We start from the raw sequence: 19,894 nt of genomic DNA, 5'->3' as shown, positions 1-19,894 counted from the left end.
TTCCGTCGCCGCGCCGCCGGGACCGATTAGGCCCGACGGAGGTCGTACGGGTTCGAACAGACCGGACAGGTCTGCCGCGCGACGCGATACTCGCTTTTTAACCGCTGTCTGACACCGTCGAAGTCGGCGTCGCCCTCGTATCTCGATTCAACTTCCTGTCCACAGTGCGGGCACACCACCACCACCGTTGCCATATTCGGCAGTACGGCTGAGTCCATCATATATGTTCACCCTGTTTGTGGCGGGGTCGCACGGCCCGAACTGACAGGGGTTCGTCGGCGACGAAGACGAGGGTCTGAGCGGTCGTACGTGGCGAAAATAGAGGATGCAGCGCCACGGCCGTCGGCCGGGCGCAGGTCGGCTCAGCTCAGGCGTGGTTCCACGGCGCTTCCTCGAAGTCGACGATGCGGTGGGTCGAATCGAGGGCGTCGATGGCGGCCACGTCCTCGTCGTCGAGGTCGAGGTCGAGCGCGGCGAAGTTGTCGCGGATGTGGTCGGGCGAGGCGGCCTTCGGGATGGGCGTCGCGCCCTTCTCGATGAGCCACGCGAGGGCGACCTGCGCCGGGGAGGCGTCGTGCTTCTCGGCGATGTCGACGATGACCTCCTCGTTGGCGACCTGGTTGCGCGCGATGGGCGAGTAGGCGATCAGTCGGTGGTCGTGTCCCGCGGCGAACTCGCGGAGTTCGCGCTGTTGGAGCATCGGATGCATCTCGACTTGGTGGGCGAACACCGGCGCATCGAGCGTCTCGATGGCGGATTCGAGCTGGTCGGGTCGGAAGTTGCTCAGGCCGACGTTGGCGATGACGCCCTCCTCGACGAGTTCGTCGAGGGCCGCGAGCGTCTCGTCCTCGTCGTAGCTGTCGAGCGGCCAGTGGACGTACAGCAGGTCGATGGTATCGACGCCGAGCTTTTCGGCGGACTCGCGGGTCGTCTCCAGCACGTCGTCGTAGCCGAGGTTGTCGGTGTCGAGCTTCGTCGCCACGAACACGTCGTCGATGTCCACGCCGGATTCGGCGAGCCCCTCGCCGACGAACTCCTCGTTGTGGTACATCTGGGCCGTGTCGACGTGACGGTAACCAACGTCGAGGGCGGTCTTGACGGCCTCGACACATTCGTCGCGGTCTTCGAGTTTGTACGTCCCGAAGCCGAGTCGCGGGAAGTCCTTCATACACGGGTGATTGCGGCCGGGCGAGTCAAATCCTGTGGTTGCGGAAGCCGTGGGTACACTTACCACTGGCCCGCCAGTCATCGAGGATATGCCCTCCGAGAAGGAGAAGATGCTTGCGGGCGAGTTGTACGACGCGAGCGACCCGGAACTCGTCGCGGAACGAAAGCGCGCGCGCCGACTCACGCGCCTGTTCAACGAGACCGACGAGACCCAGACCGAGCGCCGCGAGGAGCTGATTCGGGAACTGTTCGGACAGGTCGGCGACTCGTTCGAAATCGAGCCGACGTTCCGCTGCGACTACGGCTACAACGTCCGCGTCGGCGAGAACTTCTTCGCCAACTTCGACTGCGTCTTTCTCGACGTGTGTCCCATCACTATCGGCGACAACTGCCAAATCGCACCGGGCGTCCACATCTACACCGCAACCCACCCGCTCGACGCGGCCGAGCGAATCAAAGGCCCTGAGTCGGGCGACCCGGTGACGATTGGAGACAACGCGTGGCTCGGCGGGCGGGCGGTCGTCAACCCCGGCGTCACCATCGGCGACGACGTGGTGGTCGCCTCCGGCGCGGTCGTCACGAAGGACGTGCCCGACTCGGTGGTCGTCGGTGGCAACCCGGCGCGAGTCATTAAAAAGCTGGACTGACCGGGGGAGCGCCGCCGCGTCGCGGTCATCGTCGCGTCGCCGTCGCTCGATTCTCACGGATTCGGCAGCGTGCGGTGCTCTGGCACACGATGTTCCCTCCGAAATGGTTTTGAAGTACGCTCGCACACGGTCAGTATGCCGACGGACGAATACGACCCAGAGATGGGGCGCAAGTTCATTTTCGTAACCGGGGGTGTCATGTCCGGCCTCGGGAAGGGTATCACGGCCGCGAGCACCGGCCGACTCCTGAAGAACGCCGGGTTCGACGTCACCGCGGTCAAGATAGACCCGTACCTGAACGTCGACGCCGGGACCATGAACCCCTACGAGCACGGGGAGGTGTACGTCCTGAAAGACGGCGCGGAAGTCGACCTCGACCTCGGGAACTACGAACGGTTCCTGGGTATCGACATGACCGCCGACCACAACATCACGACGGGCAAGACCTACCAGCACGTCATCCAGAAGGAGCGCGCCGGCGACTACCTCGGGAAGACGGTCCAGATTATCCCGCACGTCACGGAGGACATCAAGCGCCGCATCCGCGAGGCGGCCGAGGGCACCGACGTGTGCATCGTCGAGGTCGGCGGCACCGTTGGCGACATCGAGTCGATGCCGTTCCTCGAATCGCTCCGCCAGTTCGCTTCCGAGGAGGAAGACGGCGACGTGCTTTTCACCCACGTCACGCTCGTCCCCTACTCGAAGAACGGCGAGCAGAAGACGAAGCCAACCCAGCACTCGGTCAAGGAGCTTCGGAGCATCGGCCTCCAGCCGGACATCCTCGTCGGCCGCGCCGACGACAAGCTCGAACCGGCGACGAAGACCAAAATCGCGCAGTTCTGCGACGTGCCGGACGCCGCCGTGTTCTCCAACCCCGACGTGCCGGACATCTACCACGTCCCGCTGATGGTCGAAGAGGAGGGCCTCGACGAGTACGTCATGGAACGCCTCGGCATCGCCGACGAGGCGCTGCCGAAGGAAGACCGCGACAGCCGCTGGCGCGAACTCGTCACGGCCGACCGGACCGGCTCGGTCGATATCGCGCTCGTCGGTAAGTACGCCCTCGAAGACGCCTACATGTCCATTCACGAGGCGCTCAAGCACGCGGGCATCGAGTGCGGCGTCGACGTGAACATCCTCTGGGTCGACTCCGACGAGATGCTCGACAAGCACGAAGAGCGCCTGAAGGACGCCGACGGCGTCGTCGTCCCCGGCGGCTTCGGCTCCCGCGGAACCGGCGGCAAAATCGAGGCCATCCGCTACGCCCGCGAGAACGACGTTCCCTTCCTCGGCCTCTGTCTGGGCTTCCAGATGGCCGTCGTCGAGCAGGCCCGAAACGTCCTCGGTCACGAGGACGCCCACTCGGCCGAACTCGACCCCGACACGCCGTATCCGGTCATCGACCTCCTGCCCGAGCAGTACGAGGTCGACGAGATGGGCGGCACGATGCGCCTCGGCGCGCACGACACCGACATCGACGCCGGCACGCTCGCGGAGGCGGTGTACGGCGACACCTCCTGTACGGAGCGTCACCGCCACCGCTACGAGGTGAACCCCGAACTCATCGACGAACTCGAATCCGAGGGGCTCCGCTTCTCCGGCCGCGCCGAAAACCGCATGGAGATTCTCGAACTGACTAACCACCCGTTCTTCTTCGGGACGCAGTTCCACCCCGAGTTCCGCTCCCGACCCGACCGCGCGAGCCCGCCGTTCCTCGGCTTCCTCCGCGCGGTCCTCGGCGAACTTGACGCGCGCGAACTCGGCAACGAAGAGGTGACAGCATAATGGTAAACGTAGACGAATTCATCGAAGACGCGACCGAATCGATTCGCGACCAAATCGGCGACGAACACGCCATCATCGCCCTCTCGGGCGGCGTGGACTCCTCTGTCGCCGCGACGCTCGCCTACGAGGCCGTCGGCGAGCAACTCACCCCGGTCTATGTCGACACCGGCCTGATGCGCAAAGGCGAGACCGAACAGATTGCGGACACCTTCTCCTTCATGGAGAGCCTCCGCGTCGTCGACGCCCGAGACCGATTCTTCGACGCCCTCGACGGCGTCGTCGACCCCGAGGAAAAGCGCAAGGTCATCGGCGAGCAGTTCATCCGCGAGTTCGAACGCGAGGCGAAAGAGACCGACGCCCAGTACCTCGTGCAGGGGACCATCTACCCGGACCGCATCGAGTCCGAGGGCAACATCAAGTCTCACCACAACGTCGGCGGCCTGCCGGACGTGGTGGACTTCGAGGGCATCGTCGAACCCGTCCGCGACCTCTACAAAGACGAGGTCCGCGAGGTCGCCCGCGCGCTCGGCCTCGAATCCATCATCGCCGAGCGGATGCCGTTCCCGGGGCCGGGCCTCGCGGTCCGCGTCCTCGGCGAAGTCACGCCCGAGAAGGTGCAGGTCGCCCGCGACGCGTGTCACGTCGTCGAAGACGAGACCGAAAAGCACGACCCGTGGCAGGCGTTCGCCGCCGTCATCGGCAAGGGCACCGGCGTCAAGGGTGACAACCGCGTCCACGGCTGGATTGTCTCCGTGCGCTCCGTAGAGTCGCGCGACGGCATGACCGCCCGCGCGCAGGAACTGCCGTGGGACACCCTCCAGCGCATCCAGTCGCGCATCACCGGGACGAACGAGAACGTCGCCCGCGTCGTCTACGACGTGACCCACAAACCGCCGGCGACCATCGAGTACGAATGACGACGGCAATCGTCGCGGGGACCGACCCCGACGGACTCGGCGAGGCGCTCGAAACTGAGGGTGCGACAGTCGTCCGCGTCAGCGGTATCGCCTCCGCCGACTCGCTCGGCGAGGCCGGTATCGAGGACGCCGACCTGTTCGTGCTCACCGATATGGACGACGCGACGGCCATCTCGGTTGCGAAGGAACTGAACCCCGACGTGCGCGTCGTGACCTACGCCTACGACTCCCTTCCGGAGTTCGCCACGGCGCAGGCCGACCTCGCCATCGACCCGAACCTGCTCGCGGTCGACGTGGTCGCGGAAGAACTCGTCTGAGACGGTCAGGAACTCCTGACTGTCTCGGTACGCAGACTTTCTTGCATTGTTTTAGTTGTGAGAATATTGATATCACCACGGTCCTTCATGATGGTTGCAGATGTCGTCCCTCTCTCGACGAACGATGCTGAAGAGCCTCGGCGCAACTGGACTCCTACTCGCTGGCGGCGCGACGACCGTGGCGGCACGCCCCGGCGGCGTCGCCGCGGGTGACGCGCGGTTCCGAGTCGGCCACTTCTCGCCCGACGCGCCCCCCGTAGACGTGTACGTGAACGGCGAGCCGTTCCCCGACCTGCAGGGCGTCCCGTTCGGCGTCCTCTCCGACTACTTCACCGTCCCGGCGGGGACGTATCAGGTCGAGGTCACGCCCGCGGGCGACGACTCGACGGTCGTCATCGACACCGAGGTCACGCTCCGGCGCAACCGTGATTACACTATCGCGGCGACGGACGTACTCGCCAACATCACGGCCGTCGTGCTCACGGACACGAACCGCCCGGCACCGTATAAGAAGGCCAGAGTCCGCGTCGCCCACTTCTCGCCCGACGCGCCCGAGGTCGACATCGTCGTCAAGGACGGCCCGACGCTGTTTTCGGGGCTGGCGTTCGGCGACGTCTCGCACTACGAGACGGTGCCTGCCGGAACGTACGACCTGCAGGTCGTCCTCTCGTCTGACGGGACGGTCGTGCTCGACCTCCCCGGAACGGCCCTCGCCGGCGGCCGGACCTACTCGGTGTTCGCCATCGGATTCGCAACCGGTGGGTCGCCCGGCTTCAGCGTCCTCCCCGTCGTCGACGCCGTCTCGCCCGCCCGCGCGCCGCCGTCCAACGGGAACGTCTGTCGCGTGCGCTGAGTCGATACCGTCCCCCGCCCACCCGCACGGGTCGGCGGCGAGAACGCTACATTTTCCGACGAAACTCGGCGAAATTCGACGCCGTTCGACCCGAATTTCACGCCAACGACCGCAAGCCGGCGAGCCGGTTTTTACCCTTCAATACGGCGGCGTGCAGAGCGGTCGGTGTCGCGGGGCGACGGCGGTTCCCCACCAGTCATCGCGCGGACCGCCCGGTCGCGCCGCGACACCCCGCAGACACGCGAACACAACCAATGACACACACCAGACGACGCTTCCTCACGTCCGCCGCCGGAATCGCCGCCGCAACCACCGCCGGTCTCGCCGGCTGTATGGGCACCGCGTCCGCGACGACGGGGACGCTCTCGACTCGGGTGAGCGACAAGCCCGGCGACATCGACGACTTCGGGTCCTGCGTCGTGACGGTCTCGACGGTCCGCGTCAAGCCCGCCGACGGCGAGGCGGAGTCGCTCGACGCGGGCGGCACAGCACTCGACCTCGTCGAACTGCAGGGCGACGCCTCCGCGCTCGTCGAGGAGTTCGAACTTGAGACGGGCACCTACGAGTTCCTGCAGGTCGAGGTTTCGGAGACTGACGCGACCCTCGCAGACGGGTCGTCCGCGACCGTCGAGGTGCCCGGGTCCGCCCCGCTGAAGTTCGAGCGGTCCTTCGAGATTCGCGCCGACGAGACGACCACGTTCACGGCCGACTTCACGCCCGTCAAGGCCGGCAACGCGGGCAAGTACGTCCTCCAACCCGTCGCCGACGAGGTGACGGTGACGTACGAGACAGAGGAGACGGCGACCGACACGGAATCGAACGAGACGACGACTGATTCGACCGCCAACGAGACGACGACGAACGAGACGACCTCGTAACGCGGTCGCTCCGACGCGACTGGTCCCGCAGGAGTTCCCGGCCCCGCTTCGGTTCGGCCCACACCTGTTCTCCCCGCGCTTTCGAACGCTCGGCCCTCTGATGACCCCCGCCGCGAGAGTCGAAACCGACCGACAGCGGTGGGAGACTCCGGCCCGCGTTGCCATGGTCGAAACCCCCTTTTGGCGTCCCCGCCGATAGCCGGTTACATGGTTCGGGTCTCGACCGGCGCGCGCATCCACTTCGGCTTCCTCAATCTGAGCCTCGCCCGCGACCGCCTCTACGGCGGCGTGGGTGTCGCGCTCGACGAGCCGCGGGTGGTCGTCGCCGCCGAGCCCGCGTCCGAGGTTCGGTGCCGGCATCCCGCCGCCCGCGAGTACGCCGAGCAGGCGGTCGAACTCCTCGGAGCCGATGGCGTCGACCTCTCGGTCGAGCGCGCCCTGCCGCGACACGCCGGCCTTGGGAGCGGGACACAGCTCGCGCTCGCGGTGTTGCGAGCGGTCGCAGCCGCCACCGGCCGCGAGGCCGACGTACGCCGACTCGCACCCGAGATGGGGCGCGGCGGTCGCTCCGGTGTCGGCGTCGCCACGTTCGAAGCCGGCGGGGCCGTCCTCGACGCGGGCCACCCGACCGCGCGCTTCACCACCGACAGACCGGAAGACGGCTCGTGGTCGGTGCCGGCGGTCGCCGCCCGGCACGAGATACCCGACCGCTGGCGGTTTCTGCTCGTCGTCCCCGACGTCGACCCCGGCCGCAACGGCGCGGCCGAGGAGTCGAGTATGCGCTCCGTCGTCGAGCGCGCGGACGCCCAGACCGGCGACCGAATCGCCGGCATCGTCACGCGCCGGCTCCTCCCGGCGCTCGCCGAAGGGTCCGCCGAGCGCTTCGGCGAGGCCGTCGAGTCCGTTGGCCGGCTCAACGGGACGTGGTACGCCGACGAGCAGGGGGGTGTCTACCGGCCGCCGGTCGGCGCGCTCGTCTCGTCGCTGTCTGAGTCGCCGGTCGTCTACGGCGCGGGCCAGTCGTCGTGGGGGCCGACCGTCTACGGCGTCACCGACATCGACCACGTCGACGAGGCGGTCGAGGCGGGTCGGGCGGCGCTGGCCGACGCCGACATCGACGGAAGCGTCTCGGTCGCCCGCGGGCGGAACCGCGGCGCGAGCGTAGAGTGAGCGTCTCGGTCGCCCGCGGGCGGAACGACGGGACAGGAGCGCCGGCGGTGGAACCTCACGTCGCGCTCCCCGAAACGCCTAACCGACGCGGCCGAGTCGGATTCTGTATGTCTCAAATCCCCTTCGGCGTCCCCCGCCTCGACAGTATCATCGGCGGCGGCGCACCCCCGGGGAACGTCGTGCTCCTCGCGGGCGAGTCCGGCGCGGGCGCTCGGGAGTTCCTCTACACGAGCGCGACGATGAACGCCCTCTCGCACACCGACGAGGAGCTGTTCGACCTCCACTACGGCTCGCTCGCGGACACCGCGACGCCGCCGCCGGAGATTCACTACGTCTCCTTTACCGCCGGCGAGGAGTACCTGCGCCGCGAGATGGGCTACACGATGGACGACGAACTCGTCGAGTCCGCCGTCGAACACATCGAGTTCCACGACCTCTCGCCGGAGTACTTCCAACTCAGTCCGATTCCGCGCGAGTGGTACCTCGGTCAGCCGACGAAGTTGGAGGACCTCGGCCACCGACACAACCGCGAGTCCGTGCTTGGCGCGCTGGGGACCACCCTCAGTCAGCACGCGCCCGGCAACCTCGTGCTCATCGACTCCCTGACCGACCTCGTGGCCAGCCAGTCCGACGAGATGACGTGGTCGGACATCGCGATGGTCATCAAGGGACTGGAGAAGGCCTCCTACCAGTGGGGCGGGCTCATCCTCGTGCTCGTGAGCACCGAGGCGCTCTCGAAGACCGAACTCGGCGTCCTCAAGGGCGCGACCGGCGGCTCGCTGCTTTTCGAGTGGGAGTCCGGGGGGTCGAAGCGCGCGCGGACCATGGTCGTCCAGGAGTTCCGCGGCGTGCTCGCCCGGTTAGAGAGCGAGAACATCGTGCAGTTCGAGACCGAAATCAACGAGAGCGGCCTCGACGTGAGCGACGTACGGAAGATTCGCTGAGTCGAGTGTCGAACCGCCGAACTGTCGCGAATTCGGGGATAGTTCTTAAGGCTGCGTGGACAAACTGAAAACGAAGATGGAAGGGGAAGACGGGGTGTCGCTCCCAGACGACCTCCGCACGTGGGTCGAGGCGCGCGCCGACGAGGAGGGCGTCGACCCGGAGACGGTGCTCGCACGGGCCCTCGGGACCTATCGGCTCGCCGTGAGCGACGCGGGCGAATCGCTCGACGACGCGGACGCGGTTTCGGACCGCCTCGGCGGGGTCGAAGCGCGCGTCGATGAACTCGAAGGTGAACTGGACGAGAAGATATCAGACGTTCGGATGCGCGTCGTGCAGGTCAAACGTGAGACGGACGAGAAGGCCCCGCACGACCACGCGCACCCGGAGTTGGACGCCGAGCTCGACCGACTGGCCGACGACGTGCACGCGGCTCGAAACCGCGTGGCTGACGTGGACGAGCGACTCGACGGCGGCTTCGAGAACTTCGAGGAGATTCTCACCTACCTCGACGAGACGACCGCGACGCTCGACGAGAACCTCCGGACGGTCGCGCGGACGCTGCTCGACCTCCGCGGGCGGGCGGCCGACCTCGAAGCCGCCGACCTCGAACGACAGGCGCTCGCCGAACTCCTCCGCACCGCGAACGCGGCCGGCGAGAAGAAAGCGCAATGCGAGGAGTGCGACGAGACCGTCCACCTTGACCTGCTCGCGGAGCCTCGCTGTCCGTCGTGTCGGTCCCTGTTTCGCGAGCTGTCGTCCTCGCCCGGGTTCTTCGGGTCGGCGACGCTCCACACCGGCCGGCTCCCCGCGCTGGAATCGGCGGACGACGCCCGCGCGACCGACGAGGTCGCCGACCTCCTCGACGAGGCGATTACTGGCGTGGTCGACGACGCGACCGACGGCGACGGCGACCGATACGCCTCCCGGGAAGAGGAGTCGGCTCAGCAGGGTGCCGCGGCGGGAAGCGAACACGGCGACGACTGAGGACTCACGAGGACGATGACCGACGACAATTCAACAGATGACGCGGCGAGGGACGACCCGTTCGCCCCCGGAGACCACGACGACCCGGCAGCCGACAGCGCCGACGCCGCCCGCGCCCCGGACGGAAGCCGCGACGGGCGAAGCGACGACGCCGACTCGGCCCCGCTTTCGGACCTCGCGGGGCGCGTGGCCGAGCGCCGCGCCCGCTCGCGCGTCACCGACCGCGACGAGACGGACGAGCTCTTCGAGTCAGTTGAGGTCGGCGAACTCGACCGCGAGGACGTGTGGACGGCGCTCGTCGAAGGCGGGGACGAAGAGCGGGCGGCGGGCGTCGGCGTCGGAGCCGAGGCCACCCCCGTCGACGACGCCGACGGCGTTTCCGACCACGTCGTCCCCAAGACCGAGTTCTGCCAGCGCTGCGAGCACTTCGGCGAGCCCCCGAAACTCGCGTGCCACCACGAGGGGACGACCATCGTCGAACTCGAAGACAGCGACCACTTCCGGGTGCGGAACTGCCCGATGGTCGAGAAGGACGACTGACGGGGCGGCGCGGCGGGTCGGTTCTGATTTTCCCTCTCCCGACGGCTCGGAGTGACAGCTTCTTTGCCCTCGGTCCGCTACCGGCGGGTATGCAGTTCTGCGACGAGTGCGGTTCGATGATGGTGAGCCAGAACGGCGCGATGACCTGCACGAACGACGACTGCGGGGGGACCGCCGAGCGCGACGAGGAACTCGCGGCGGAGTTCGTCTCCACCGAGGCGCAGTCGGGCGACGAACTCATCGAGACCGAAGAGGGCGCGGAGTTCGAGGGCAAGCCGACCGCGAAAGACGTTCATTGTGATGACTGCGGCCACACGAAAGCGTGGTACACCATCAAGCAGACCGGGTCGGCCGACGAACCGCCAACGCGCTTCTTTAAATGTCAGGAATGTGGGTATCGGTGGCGGGAGTACAACTAAGAGACTGACAAGCCCTATTTACCGTTCTCACTAACTCCCTCAGAGCCGAATCAGCCCTCTCCCACGCCTAGCTCCTCGGCCGTCACCGCGCCCGGACCCTCCTCACGCTCGTCTTCCGAATCTTTCGCGAGCGCGTAGCCGTAAGGCACGAGCAACAGGCTCCCGAACCAGCCGACGACGAGTCCCAGAGCGCCGAAAATCGTCCCGACGATGCCGATTGCGACGGCGTCGGCCGCGACGACGACGACAGCGAGCGCGACGCTCCAGCCGACGAGCGACTTCCACGACCCGCGGCGGATGCAGAAGCCGGCGAACAGGCCGAAGGCGGTTACAGCGCCGATGCCGGGAAGCAGGGCGTAGCGCATGCCGAACGACCCCGTGTTGGTGAGCGTCGTCGCCAGCCACATCGCGACGAGCGTGCCGGGGACGACAGCAAGCGCGGTTCTGCGGTCCAACGGGCGAGCGCGCGGGTGAATCCGGAACGCGCCGAGGAGGCCGAGGCCCGCGATAGTGTACGCCCAGCCAAGGGGATTGAACAGGAACCCACCGATAACGGCGAGGAAGTTCCCGATAACCTCGCCCTCGTTCGTGGGATAGACGAGGTAGTGGGTATCGCCGCGCTCGTAGAGCCCCGGCACGACGAACGTACTGTTGGTGACGGTTCCCTCGTCGATGGCCTCACGCACGTCGGCGCTGGCGTTCGCGGCGGGCGACGACGCCGCGGCAGCGACCGTCTGCCAGTCGGTCGGGTCGAGTTCGATGGTCGCGCCGACGGGGTCGCCCGAGACGTTCAGCGAGAACCGATAGTACCGGCCGTCGTAGACCGCGAACTCGGCGTCTTCGTTCACGTCCGAGAGGGTCATGTACGCCTCGGGTTCGATATCGCCGTCGTACCGGCCGTTCCGGGCAGCGGTGGCGACCGGCTCTCGGAGTTGCGGCGTCCGGTTCACCGTCTTGTCGAGGTTGACCACGTCGGCGTCGTGGGAGGCGACGAGACCGGGCGGCGAGTCTGCTGTCACCGCGTCGGCTTCGTACGTCGATTCGAGCGTCGAGGTGGAGGTGGCGACGGCGAACGACTGGCTCAGCGCGACGCCGACGAGGAGGAGGGCGACGACGGCGACGAGTCGCTTGCGGGGGACCATGCAGGCGGCTTCGGAGCCGAGGCAAAAATGTCGTTCGGTCGATGAATCTCGGGCAGACGGTGCCGGGGACGACCCCGTTGCTCACTCGACGCCGAGGTTCGGGAGGAGGAAGTCGGCGACGGCGGCCGCGACCTTCGCCTCCTGCCCGACGAAGAAGTGGTCGGCCGCGAACTCGACGACCGGTTGGTGGTACTCGCGGGCGCGCTTGACGACGGGTTCCCAGTCGGCGATGTCGTCGCGAGTGCCGTAGACGACCTGCACGGGGACGGGGATGCGGTCGAAGGCAGCGACTGCATCGAGGTCGTCGGCGAGTCGCCCGGCGGGGCCGAGCGCGGAGACGGCGTCCACGGCCGCGCCCTCGGCGGCCGCGAGGAGCGCCATCGCGCCGCCGAACGAGAAGCCGAACAGGCCCACGCGGTCGTAGCGCCCCCCGGCCCACTCGACCGCCCGGAGGGTGTCGGCGCGCTCGCCGTAGCCCTCGTCCCACGGGCCGTAATCGAAGCGGAGGCAGTCCGCGCCGCGGGCGGTGAGCGCGTCGCTGACGGCGACGAGACGGCCGTCGCCGCGGTGGCCTTGGTGTTGTGGGTGGGGCGGGCAGGCGACGACGACGGCGTCGGTTCGGGTCGCTGGGTCGTTCGTGCCGTCCGGGTCGTTCTCGCGGGCGCGGTCGAGGGTCGCCCGCACGTCGCGCCCCCCGGGGACGAGAATCGTCTCGGTCATAGAGACAGGTTGCGCTGGTGAGGTTTTAAGCCGAACGTCGCGTAGTAATTGGGTATGGGAATTCTCTCTCGCACGTCGTACGTCATCCGGTCGAAGATAAACGCCCTCCTCAACCGTGCGGAGGACCCGACCGAGACGCTCGACTACTCCTACGAGAAGATGCGCGACGAGCTACAGCAGGTCAAACAGGGTATCGCCGACCTGACCACCCAGAAGAAGCGACTGGAGATTCAGAAGCGCCGCCTCGAAGAGAACGTCGAAAAGCACAACGACCAGGCCCGCGAGGCCGTCCAGCAGGACCGCGAGGACCTCGCCCGCAAGGCGCTCGAAAAGAAGCAGGCCAAGATGAACCAAATCGAGGAGTTGGAGACGCAGATCGCCAGCCTGCAGGAGACGCAGGACCAACTCGTCAACAAGAAGGATGAACTCCAGAGCCGCATCGAGGAGTTCCGCACCAAAAAGGAGACCATGAAGGCCCGCTACGAGGCCGCCGAGGCGTCGAGCCGCGTCTCCGAGGCGATGACCGGCGTCGGCGACGAGATGGCCGACGTGGGGCGCGCGCTCGAGCGTGCCGAAGAACGCACCGACGACATGGAGGCCCGCTCCGCCGCGATGGACGAACTCATGGACTCCGGCGCGTTCGACGACGCCCTCTCGGACAAGGACTCCATCGAGCGCGAACTCGAAGCCGGACGCACCAACGCCGAGGTCGACACGGAGCTTGAGACGCTCAAAGCCGAGATGGGCAAGTCCTCTGGGTCGTCGTCGAGCGAGAGCGCGGACGACGCCGACGTGGACGTCGAGACCGACGTGGCCGACGAGGAGGTCGAAGCCGAACTGGAAGAACTGAAGAACGAAGACGACTCTTCGTCCTCCTCCTAAGCGCGCCCGCCGTCTCAATCTCTCTCGCCGCCTCAACCGCCCCGTCTCCCTACCGCCTCCGCCATCCTGCGATTCGGCCGTCCCTGCGATTAATCGCCAGTACGCACTTGAACCCGCCGCGCGATAGCTTCGGTCATGTCGAACACCGGCGGCCCGTCGGCCGGCGAGCCCGACGACACGATGCGGGAGCGCGGGACGACGAGCCGCGCGAAACTACGCGCCCTCCTCGACGCGGACCGCCGCGTCGTCGCCGCGGCCCCGCTCGTCGTCGTCTTCTGTAGCGTCGTCGTTCTCGGCCAACTCGACCCGACGCCGCTCCGGGTCGCCGTCGAGTCCTCGGACCCCATCGAGACGCTCGCGCAGGGCCTTCTCACCGCGATTATCACGGGCGTCACGCTCGTCGTCACCATCAACCAGCTCGTGCTCTCGCGCGAACTCGGCCCGCTGGGCGACCAGCGCGACCGGATGGAGGGGTCGATGCGCTTCCGCGAGGACGTGGCCGACCTGCTGGACGCGCCGGTCGCGCCGCCGGAGCCCTCGGCGTTCCTGCGCGCGCTGGCCGAGGGTATCGCGTCGCGGGCGCGGGCGGTCGAAGACACGCTTGATGCGGACGGCGACGCGAGCGAGAGCGGCGACGCAGACACGAACGACGCCGACCCGACGACCCGCGTCCGCGAGTTCGCCGAGGAGGTCGAGTCCAACGCCGAGGCGGTCGCCGAGCGGCTGGAGGGCCGGCAGTTCGGGACGTTCGAGGTGCTGTCGGCGGCGCTGGACCTGAACTACTCGTGGAAAATCTATCAGGCGGCGCGGCTCCGCCGCGTCCACGACGCCGACCTCTCGTCGGAGACGAAGACGGCGCTGTCGGAACTTCGCGACGCGCTCGAACTGTTCGGCCCCGCCCGCGAACACGTCAAGACGCTGTACTTCCGGTGGGAACTGGTCGACCTCTCGCGGATGATGTTCTACGCGGCGGTCCCCGCGCTCGTGGCGAGCATCGGCGCGATTCTCTTTCTCGACGACCCGACCACGATTACGGGCGCGACGCTCGGCGTCTCGAACCTGCTTCTCACCGTGGCGTTCGTGGTGGCCGTCTCGCTCGCGCCGTTCGCCGTGCTCGCGGCCGCAGTCCTGCGAATTTCGACGGTCGCCAAGCGGACGCTCTCTATCGGGCCGTTCGTGCTCCGGTCGGAGACCCGCGAAGACGACCTCGACTGGGAGTCCTGAGAGAGTCGGAGGTTCCGCGACGGCGTCGTGGCGTCACCGCGTCCGCGTCCGCATCACCGACGCTGCGCGCCGGTTCCCGGGCGGTCGAGGGCTTCGAGGTCGATTTCGCCGTTCGGCATCGGGACGCCCTCGTAGGGGTCATCCGCGAGGAGGAGCGAGCCGTCGAGGTCGGCGTAGTCGAGCAGCGGCGCGAGGTGACAACCCGCCGCGATGGCGGCGTTCGTCTCTATCATGCACCCGAGCATGACCTCCAGCCCGTGGGCGCGGGCGGCGTGGATGGCGCGTTTCGCCTCCGTGAGGCCGCCGCACTTCATCAGTTTGAGGTTCGCGATATCGACGCGGTCGGCGATGCGCGGGATGTCGTCGGCCGTGATGCAGGACTCGTCGGCCGCGATGGGGAGCGCGCCGTGGTCGTAGACGAACTTCAGCCCCTCGTAGTCCTCAGCGGGGACCGGCTGTTCGACGAACTCGACGCCGTGGTCGGCGAGGAACTCGGTCATCTCGACGGCCTCGCGGGGCGTCCACGCCTCGTTGGCGTCGACTCGGATGGTCACCCCGGGGGCCTCGTCGCGAACGGCCTCGATAATCGCCCTGTCGCGGTCGGTGCCGAGTTTGACCTTGAGCACGTCGTAGCCCGCCTCGTAGGCCTCTGCGGTCTTCTCGCGCATCGTGTCGAGGTCGTCGAGACCGACGGTGTACGACGAGGTGGGCGTCCGCGACGGGTCGAGCCCCCAGAGGCGGTACAGCGGGACGCCGAGGCGCTTGGCCGCGAGGTCGTGGAGGGCGATGCTCACGGCGGTCCGCGCGGCCGGGTTGCGGCGGACCGTCTCGGCCATCTCGCGCTCGATGCGGTCGATGGCGTGGGCGTCGCCGACCGCCTCGACCACCGAGAGCAGGTCCGGAAGCACGGCCTCGACGGTGTCGGCGGTCTCGCCGTAGTGCGACGACGGGGCGGCCGCGCCGACGCCCGTCATGCCGCCTTCGTCCTCGATTCGGACGACGACGTTCTCGGCCTCGGTCTGGACGCCGCGGGCGATGCCGAACGGCTCCGCGAGCGGCATCGAGACGCGCTCGAACTCGGTCGCGAGCATCTAGAACACCTCGTCGACGAGGTCGGCCGAGCCGAACCGGACGGGGTCGACCGCGGGGACGCCGAGTTCGTCGGCGAAGGCGTCGACGGCCTCGGCCGCCTCCACGTCGTCGTCGACGTGGGAGGTGTTGAGCATCCCGGCGACCACGTCGGCTTCGTGGACCGGGTCGGCGAGATTCTCGTACAGCGAGACGTACTCCGAGAGGTCGGGCAGGGCGAACTCCTCGTAGCCGTGAATCGCCTCGCGGGTGGCCTCGTGACAGAGGACGAGCTTGTCGGCCATCGAGCCGTGGAGGATGCCGCAGGTGACCGCGGAGTACGCCGGGTGGACGATGCTCCCCTGGCCCTCGACGAACAGTACGTCGTGTTCGTCGCCTTTCTCCAGAATCATCTCCTCGACCGCGCCGGCGGTGAAGTCGCTCACGACGCGGTCGACGGGGTTGCCCCAGCCCGCAATCATGATGCCGGTCTGGCCGGTCGGGATGAAGCCCGCGTCGATGCCGCGCTCGCGGGCGGCCTCGACGAGTTCGAGCGTCGCGGTCATCTTGCCGACCGAGCAGTCGGTGCCGACCGTGAGGACGACTTCGGCGTCCACGTCGGCGGACTTGCCCTGCGCGACGCCGAGGTCGTCGTGGGGCTTGCGAACGTCGTTGATGTCGCAGCCGTGTTCGTCGGCGAGTCGGACGAACTCCTCGTCTTCGGTGAGGAAGTAGTGAAGGCCGGAGATGAGGTCACAGCCGCGTTCGAGGGCGGTGCGAACGTCGTCGCGCCACGTCTCGTCGAACGCGCCGCCGATGGGCGAGATGCCGATGAGGAGGGCGTCGGCGTCGGGCGCGTCGGCCATCGAGGCGACGACGGGCACGTCGGGGAGGTCGCGGCGGTGGTCGGCCGCGGAGGTGCCGGGGTTGTCGCGGTCGAGGACGGCCACCACGTCGTAGTCGGCGTACTTCAGGACGCCCGTGGCGGTCTTCGCGCGGTCGGGGAACTTCTCGTGTGCGAGGACGACGACTCGCTGTGGGTCGTTCATACAGGATGTCACTACGTGCCACCCTAAAAGGTGGGGCGATTCGGCGGCGACTGCCGGGTCATATCGCCGAGTTGTCTGCGAGTATTCGAGGACAGCTGGGAGAACGGCCGGGAGAATGGCCGCGGCGTCGTCACCGACTCAGAGCCGGTAGAGCCGCGTGGTCCAGAACTCTCTGGACGCCTCCGTGAGCGCCGCTTCGGGGTCGCCGCTGGCGTCGACGGTCGCGGTCAGCGCGGCCCGCTCGCGGAACTCGCCGAGGACGGTTCGCTCGCCGAGGACGACGAGGTCGGCGTCGCCGTCGGCGGCTCCCGTGCCCGCGCCAGAGTCGCCGCCGAGGAACTCGTCGAGCGCCTCGTGACAGCGGTCGATGTGGTCGTCGATTTGGCCCTCGCGGATGCGCTCGAACCGCCCCTGCGAGAACCCGCCTTTGGAGTGGGCGGACTTCACGTCGCTCTCGAAGCCCTCGACGAATTCGAGGTCGCCGTCCTCGTAGCGACCGAGGGCGAACAGGTCGCCGCGGACGAGGGCGACCACGGTGGTCTCGGTCGGGTGGAACCACGTCGGGTCGAGGTCGAAGCCGTCGCTCCAAGCGTCGAAGCCGTCGGGTTGGCGCGGGGGTGAGAGCGCGACGCTCACCAGACCGGCGTCGTCGGTGAGCGCGACGCAGGGCGCGCCCCGGCGGACGAGCGGGGCGCGGTCGCCGAACGCGGACTCGGCGGCCGAGGGAAGCGAGCGGTCGTCGGAGACGGCGGCGGTGAGCGCGCCCTCCGCGTCGGTCGAAAGCGAGTTCAGCCGGGACAGCACCTCGCGGAGGCGGTCGCCGCGGAGGTCCTCGGTCCCGCGGAAGTCGAGGGAGTCGTCGTCGCCTGAGAGGCGCTCCACGCGGTCTTCGAGTTCGGTGATGCGGTCTTCGAGGCGGTTGACCTCCTTCTCGGCCTCCTGTCGCGCGCGGGCAGCCTCCTTTCGGCGCTCGGACTCGCCCTCCAGACGCCCAGCTAGCGCGTCGCGTTCGTCTTCTAACTCGGCGATGCGCGCTTTGAGCTCGGCTCGACCCAACAACTCGTCCAGCATACACGGACGCGTGCGGGCCGACCACTTGAGCGTTCGGACGCGAGGCGGACGGCGCGGGAACCCGCTCGCCGCGACGACGGCCGGGCCTCAGGCCAGCCTGTCGTCGGGTCGGTCCGGGCCGGGACCGTCGGTCTCACCGGGACCGCCGGGGACGAGGTCGTCGAGGTCGTAGCCGGCGTACCGGAGCAACTCGGCGGCCCGCGGGGCGTCGGCGAGAAGCACCGGTCTGTCGTCCGGGAGCGCGTCTGCGTCCACGGCGTCTCGGGGAAGCGCGAGCGTTCCGGAGGGGACGCCGTCGTCGCCGACGACCGGGAAGTGGGCCGTATCGAGTTTCATCACGAGTGGGTAGTCGACTCGTTCGACGCCGCGGCCGTCGGTGTAGACGCACTCGTTGAGTCGCTCGTGTTCCGTTCGGTGAATCGCCGCCTCGGTCCCGTCGTACGGTTCGACGTACAATCGGCCGAGGAAGTAACTGCTGGAAAAGCGTTCGAACATCTGTGCGTGTGAATGTCAACCACGAAACGGGATAAGCCTTGTCGGAACCATTTATATCGGCACGCAATTCCACCGCTGAGAACCGGCGGCTGGGTGCGACACCGCCAGACGAGAGCGCGGCTCGGATGCGAGAGAATCGGGGGTGAAAACAGGCGTCGCGGTTCGGCCGGCCCGAGAGAACGGTCTCGACGGGTCGGTCGACTCAGCCGTCGCCGCGGGTCGCCGCAGTCATCGACCAGACGGCGACGAGGCCGAGCGCGAGCGCCGGGAGCATCGGCAGGGCCAGCATGGCCGCGAGGTACGGCAGGCCGGCCATCGCCGGGAGCGACGGCACGAGGTACACCGCGCCGGGGATGACGAGGAAACAGAGCGCGACGACGCCGACGAGCACCCAGCCGCGGTCACCGAAACCGGTCGCCTCCGGCTCCGAGCTATCGCCGCCGACGGCGACGCCGTCCGGCCGGTGGACGTAGGTGTCGGACTCGGCGGTCGCGTCGTCCCGAGTCGTGGTGTCAGAGCTCACTATCTGGGATTACGACCACCTTGCCAAAGCCCTGTCGCTCCTCGATGAGTTCGTGCGCGCGGTCGATTTCGCTCATGGGGAGCGTCTCGCGGATGCGGGGTTCGAAGGTGCCGTCCCACACGAGGTCGAGCACTTCGTCGGCCTCGCCGGGCGTCGCCATCGTCGAGCCGATGACCGAAAGTTGGTTCCAGAAGATGTAGTTGAGGCCCGCGCCCGGGTCGGGGCCGGTGGTCGCCCCGCAGGTGACGACGCGGCCGCCCTTGACGAGGCTCTTGAGCGACTGCTTGTAGGTGGCCTCGCCGATGTGGTCGACCACCATATCGACGCCGCGGCCGTCGGTGAGTTTGCGAATCTCCTTCGAGAAGTCGTCCTCCTCGTAGTTGATGACGTGGTCCGCGCCGCACTCCTTCGCGTACTCCAGTTTCTCGTCGGTGGAGGCGGTCGCGTACACTTCCGCGCCCGCGTAGTCGGCGATTTGGACGGCCGCGTGGCCGACGCCGCCGGACGCGCCGAGGACGAGCACCTTCTCGCCGGGGCGCAGTTCGCCGCGGTCGACGAGCATCCGCCACGCGGTCTGGAAGACGAGCGACGCGGAACCGGCGACCTCCCACGGCACGTCCTCGGGGACGGGCACGAGGTTCTCCTCGGGTATCGCCGCGAACTCGGCGTGGACGCCGCGAGTGTGCTCGCCGATGATGCGGAAGTCCGGTGCGAGCGTCGGGTCGCCCTTCCGGGAGAACTCGTCGCCGCCGTCGGCGAGGCCCGCAATGAGCGCGACGTGGTCGCCCGCCTCGAACCGGGTCACGCGCTCGCCGACCTCGGTGACGACGCCGGCCATGTCGCTGCCGGGGATGTGCGGCATCTCCAACTCGACGCCCGGGAGCCCCCGTCGCGTCCAGATGTCGAGGTGGTTGAGCGAAGCCGCCTTCACGTCGACGAGAACCTCGTCGGGGCCGACCTCCGGGTCCGGGAAGTCGCCGTATTCGAGGACGTCTCGGTCGCCGTGCTCCGTGAATTGGACCGCTTTCATCTCGACCTCACCGACGGAGGGTAGGAACTAAAGTGTGAGTTTACGCCAATCGTCTTTCCTCTTTTTCG

Annotated in this window: 23 protein-coding genes; 13 read left to right on the top strand and 10 right to left on the bottom strand. The window is 68.0% G+C overall.

Annotated elements, in window-relative coordinates; genetic code table 11:
* Positions 1-26 precede the first annotated feature (26 nt).
* Positions 27-194: a hypothetical protein gene (locus C5B90_RS20805; protein WP_158250821.1), complete on the bottom strand. Its 168-nt coding sequence runs from the start codon at positions 192-194 to the stop codon at positions 27-29.
* Between the two features lie 173 nt (positions 195-367).
* Entirely contained in the window at positions 368-1,168 is an 801-nt protein-coding gene (locus tag C5B90_RS09685) for an aldo/keto reductase (protein ID WP_115881067.1), read from the bottom strand.
* An 88-nt stretch (positions 1,169-1,256) separates the two neighbouring features.
* On the opposite strand from C5B90_RS09685, the gene C5B90_RS09680 reads away from it, so the two are divergent.
* The 11 genes from C5B90_RS09680 to C5B90_RS09630 all read left to right on the top strand — a co-directional run bounded on the left by C5B90_RS09680 (position 1,257) and on the right by C5B90_RS09630 (position 10,622).
* On the top strand, positions 1,257-1,814 hold the full coding sequence (locus C5B90_RS09680) for a maltose acetyltransferase domain-containing protein (RefSeq protein WP_115881065.1): 558 nt from the start codon (positions 1,257-1,259) through the stop codon (positions 1,812-1,814).
* Between the two features lie 135 nt (positions 1,815-1,949).
* On the top strand, positions 1,950-3,599 hold the full coding sequence (gene pyrG / locus C5B90_RS09675) for a glutamine hydrolyzing CTP synthase (protein WP_115881063.1): 1,650 nt from the start codon (positions 1,950-1,952) through the stop codon (positions 3,597-3,599).
* On the top strand, positions 3,599-4,516 hold the full coding sequence (gene guaA, locus C5B90_RS09670; RefSeq protein ID WP_115881061.1) for a glutamine-hydrolyzing GMP synthase: 918 nt from the start codon (positions 3,599-3,601) through the stop codon (positions 4,514-4,516). The genes pyrG and guaA overlap by 1 nt, the downstream gene beginning before the upstream one ends.
* Positions 4,513-4,833: an NAD-binding protein gene (locus C5B90_RS09665; RefSeq protein WP_058569113.1), complete on the top strand. Its 321-nt coding sequence runs from the start codon at positions 4,513-4,515 to the stop codon at positions 4,831-4,833. The genes guaA and C5B90_RS09665 overlap by 4 nt, the downstream gene beginning before the upstream one ends.
* Positions 4,834-4,957: 124 nt before the next feature.
* Positions 4,958-5,686 carry a DUF4397 domain-containing protein gene (locus C5B90_RS09660; protein ID WP_115881059.1) on the top strand — a complete coding sequence of 243 codons (729 nt, stop codon included), beginning with the start codon at positions 4,958-4,960 and terminating at the stop codon, positions 5,684-5,686.
* Positions 5,687-5,940: 254 nt separating this feature from the next.
* The gene (locus C5B90_RS09655) at positions 5,941-6,564 is read left to right on the top strand and encodes a DUF4382 domain-containing protein (RefSeq protein ID WP_115881057.1); all 624 of its coding nucleotides are present in this window, start codon (positions 5,941-5,943) and stop codon (positions 6,562-6,564) included.
* A gap of 207 nt (positions 6,565-6,771) precedes the next feature.
* Complete coding sequence (locus C5B90_RS09650; RefSeq protein WP_115881055.1) at positions 6,772-7,734, top strand: beta-ribofuranosylaminobenzene 5'-phosphate synthase family protein; 963 nt, start codon at positions 6,772-6,774, stop codon at positions 7,732-7,734.
* 107 nt (positions 7,735-7,841) lie between these two features.
* On the top strand, positions 7,842-8,678 hold the full coding sequence (locus tag C5B90_RS09645) for an HTR-like protein (protein WP_115881053.1): 837 nt from the start codon (positions 7,842-7,844) through the stop codon (positions 8,676-8,678).
* Between the two features lie 76 nt (positions 8,679-8,754).
* Complete coding sequence (locus C5B90_RS09640) at positions 8,755-9,663, top strand: hypothetical protein (protein ID WP_115882478.1); 909 nt, start codon at positions 8,755-8,757, stop codon at positions 9,661-9,663.
* Positions 9,664-9,678: 15 nt separating this feature from the next.
* On the top strand, positions 9,679-10,203 hold the full coding sequence (locus C5B90_RS09635) for a hypothetical protein (RefSeq protein WP_115881051.1): 525 nt from the start codon (positions 9,679-9,681) through the stop codon (positions 10,201-10,203).
* A gap of 89 nt (positions 10,204-10,292) precedes the next feature.
* On the top strand, positions 10,293-10,622 hold the full coding sequence (locus C5B90_RS09630; RefSeq protein WP_004042747.1) for a transcription factor S: 330 nt from the start codon (positions 10,293-10,295) through the stop codon (positions 10,620-10,622).
* A gap of 50 nt (positions 10,623-10,672) precedes the next feature.
* Here the strand turns inward: C5B90_RS09630 and C5B90_RS09625 are convergent, their stop codons facing one another.
* Complete coding sequence (locus tag C5B90_RS09625; RefSeq protein ID WP_115881049.1) at positions 10,673-11,764, bottom strand: hypothetical protein; 1,092 nt, start codon at positions 11,762-11,764, stop codon at positions 10,673-10,675.
* An 81-nt stretch (positions 11,765-11,845) separates the two neighbouring features.
* On the bottom strand, positions 11,846-12,484 hold the full coding sequence (locus tag C5B90_RS09620) for a dienelactone hydrolase family protein (protein ID WP_115881047.1): 639 nt from the start codon (positions 12,482-12,484) through the stop codon (positions 11,846-11,848).
* Between the two features lie 54 nt (positions 12,485-12,538).
* Here C5B90_RS09620 and C5B90_RS09615 point away from each other — a divergent pair, with 54 nt between their 5' ends.
* Positions 12,539-13,366: a PspA/IM30 family protein gene (locus tag C5B90_RS09615; RefSeq protein ID WP_115881045.1), complete on the top strand. Its 828-nt coding sequence runs from the start codon at positions 12,539-12,541 to the stop codon at positions 13,364-13,366.
* Between the two features lie 135 nt (positions 13,367-13,501).
* Positions 13,502-14,590: a hypothetical protein gene (locus C5B90_RS09610; RefSeq protein ID WP_115881043.1), complete on the top strand. Its 1,089-nt coding sequence runs from the start codon at positions 13,502-13,504 to the stop codon at positions 14,588-14,590.
* Positions 14,591-14,643: 53 nt separating this feature from the next.
* On the opposite strand, the gene C5B90_RS09605 is transcribed toward C5B90_RS09610, so the two are convergent.
* From C5B90_RS09605 to C5B90_RS09580, 6 genes are all read right to left on the bottom strand, one after another.
* On the bottom strand, positions 14,644-15,681 hold the full coding sequence (locus C5B90_RS09605) for a dipeptide epimerase (protein WP_115881041.1): 1,038 nt from the start codon (positions 15,679-15,681) through the stop codon (positions 14,644-14,646).
* On the bottom strand, positions 15,682-16,707 hold the full coding sequence (locus C5B90_RS09600; protein ID WP_115881039.1) for a DUF1611 domain-containing protein: 1,026 nt from the start codon (positions 16,705-16,707) through the stop codon (positions 15,682-15,684).
* 138 nt (positions 16,708-16,845) lie between these two features.
* The gene (locus tag C5B90_RS09595) at positions 16,846-17,778 is read right to left on the bottom strand and encodes a Vms1/Ankzf1 family peptidyl-tRNA hydrolase (protein WP_115881037.1); all 933 of its coding nucleotides are present in this window, start codon (positions 17,776-17,778) and stop codon (positions 16,846-16,848) included.
* Positions 17,779-17,865: 87 nt separating this feature from the next.
* Complete coding sequence (locus C5B90_RS09590; protein ID WP_115881035.1) at positions 17,866-18,273, bottom strand: DUF5802 family protein; 408 nt, start codon at positions 18,271-18,273, stop codon at positions 17,866-17,868.
* 202 nt (positions 18,274-18,475) lie between these two features.
* Complete coding sequence (locus C5B90_RS09585; RefSeq protein WP_115881033.1) at positions 18,476-18,796, bottom strand: hypothetical protein; 321 nt, start codon at positions 18,794-18,796, stop codon at positions 18,476-18,478.
* Positions 18,786-19,826 (bottom strand): zinc-binding dehydrogenase, encoded by a 1,041-nt coding sequence (locus C5B90_RS09580; protein ID WP_115881031.1) that lies wholly within the window; start codon positions 19,824-19,826, stop codon positions 18,786-18,788. Before C5B90_RS09580 ends, C5B90_RS09585 begins: the two co-directional genes overlap by 11 nt.
* Positions 19,827-19,894: the final 68 nt, after the last annotated feature.

It is taken from the genome of Haloferax sp. Atlit-12N (assembly GCF_003383095.1).
In the GTDB taxonomy this organism is placed as follows: Archaea; Halobacteriota; Halobacteria; order Halobacteriales; family Haloferacaceae; genus Haloferax.
The sequence above is the reverse complement of the archived record's forward strand: the minus strand, read 5'-3'. Positions and strand labels throughout refer to the sequence as shown.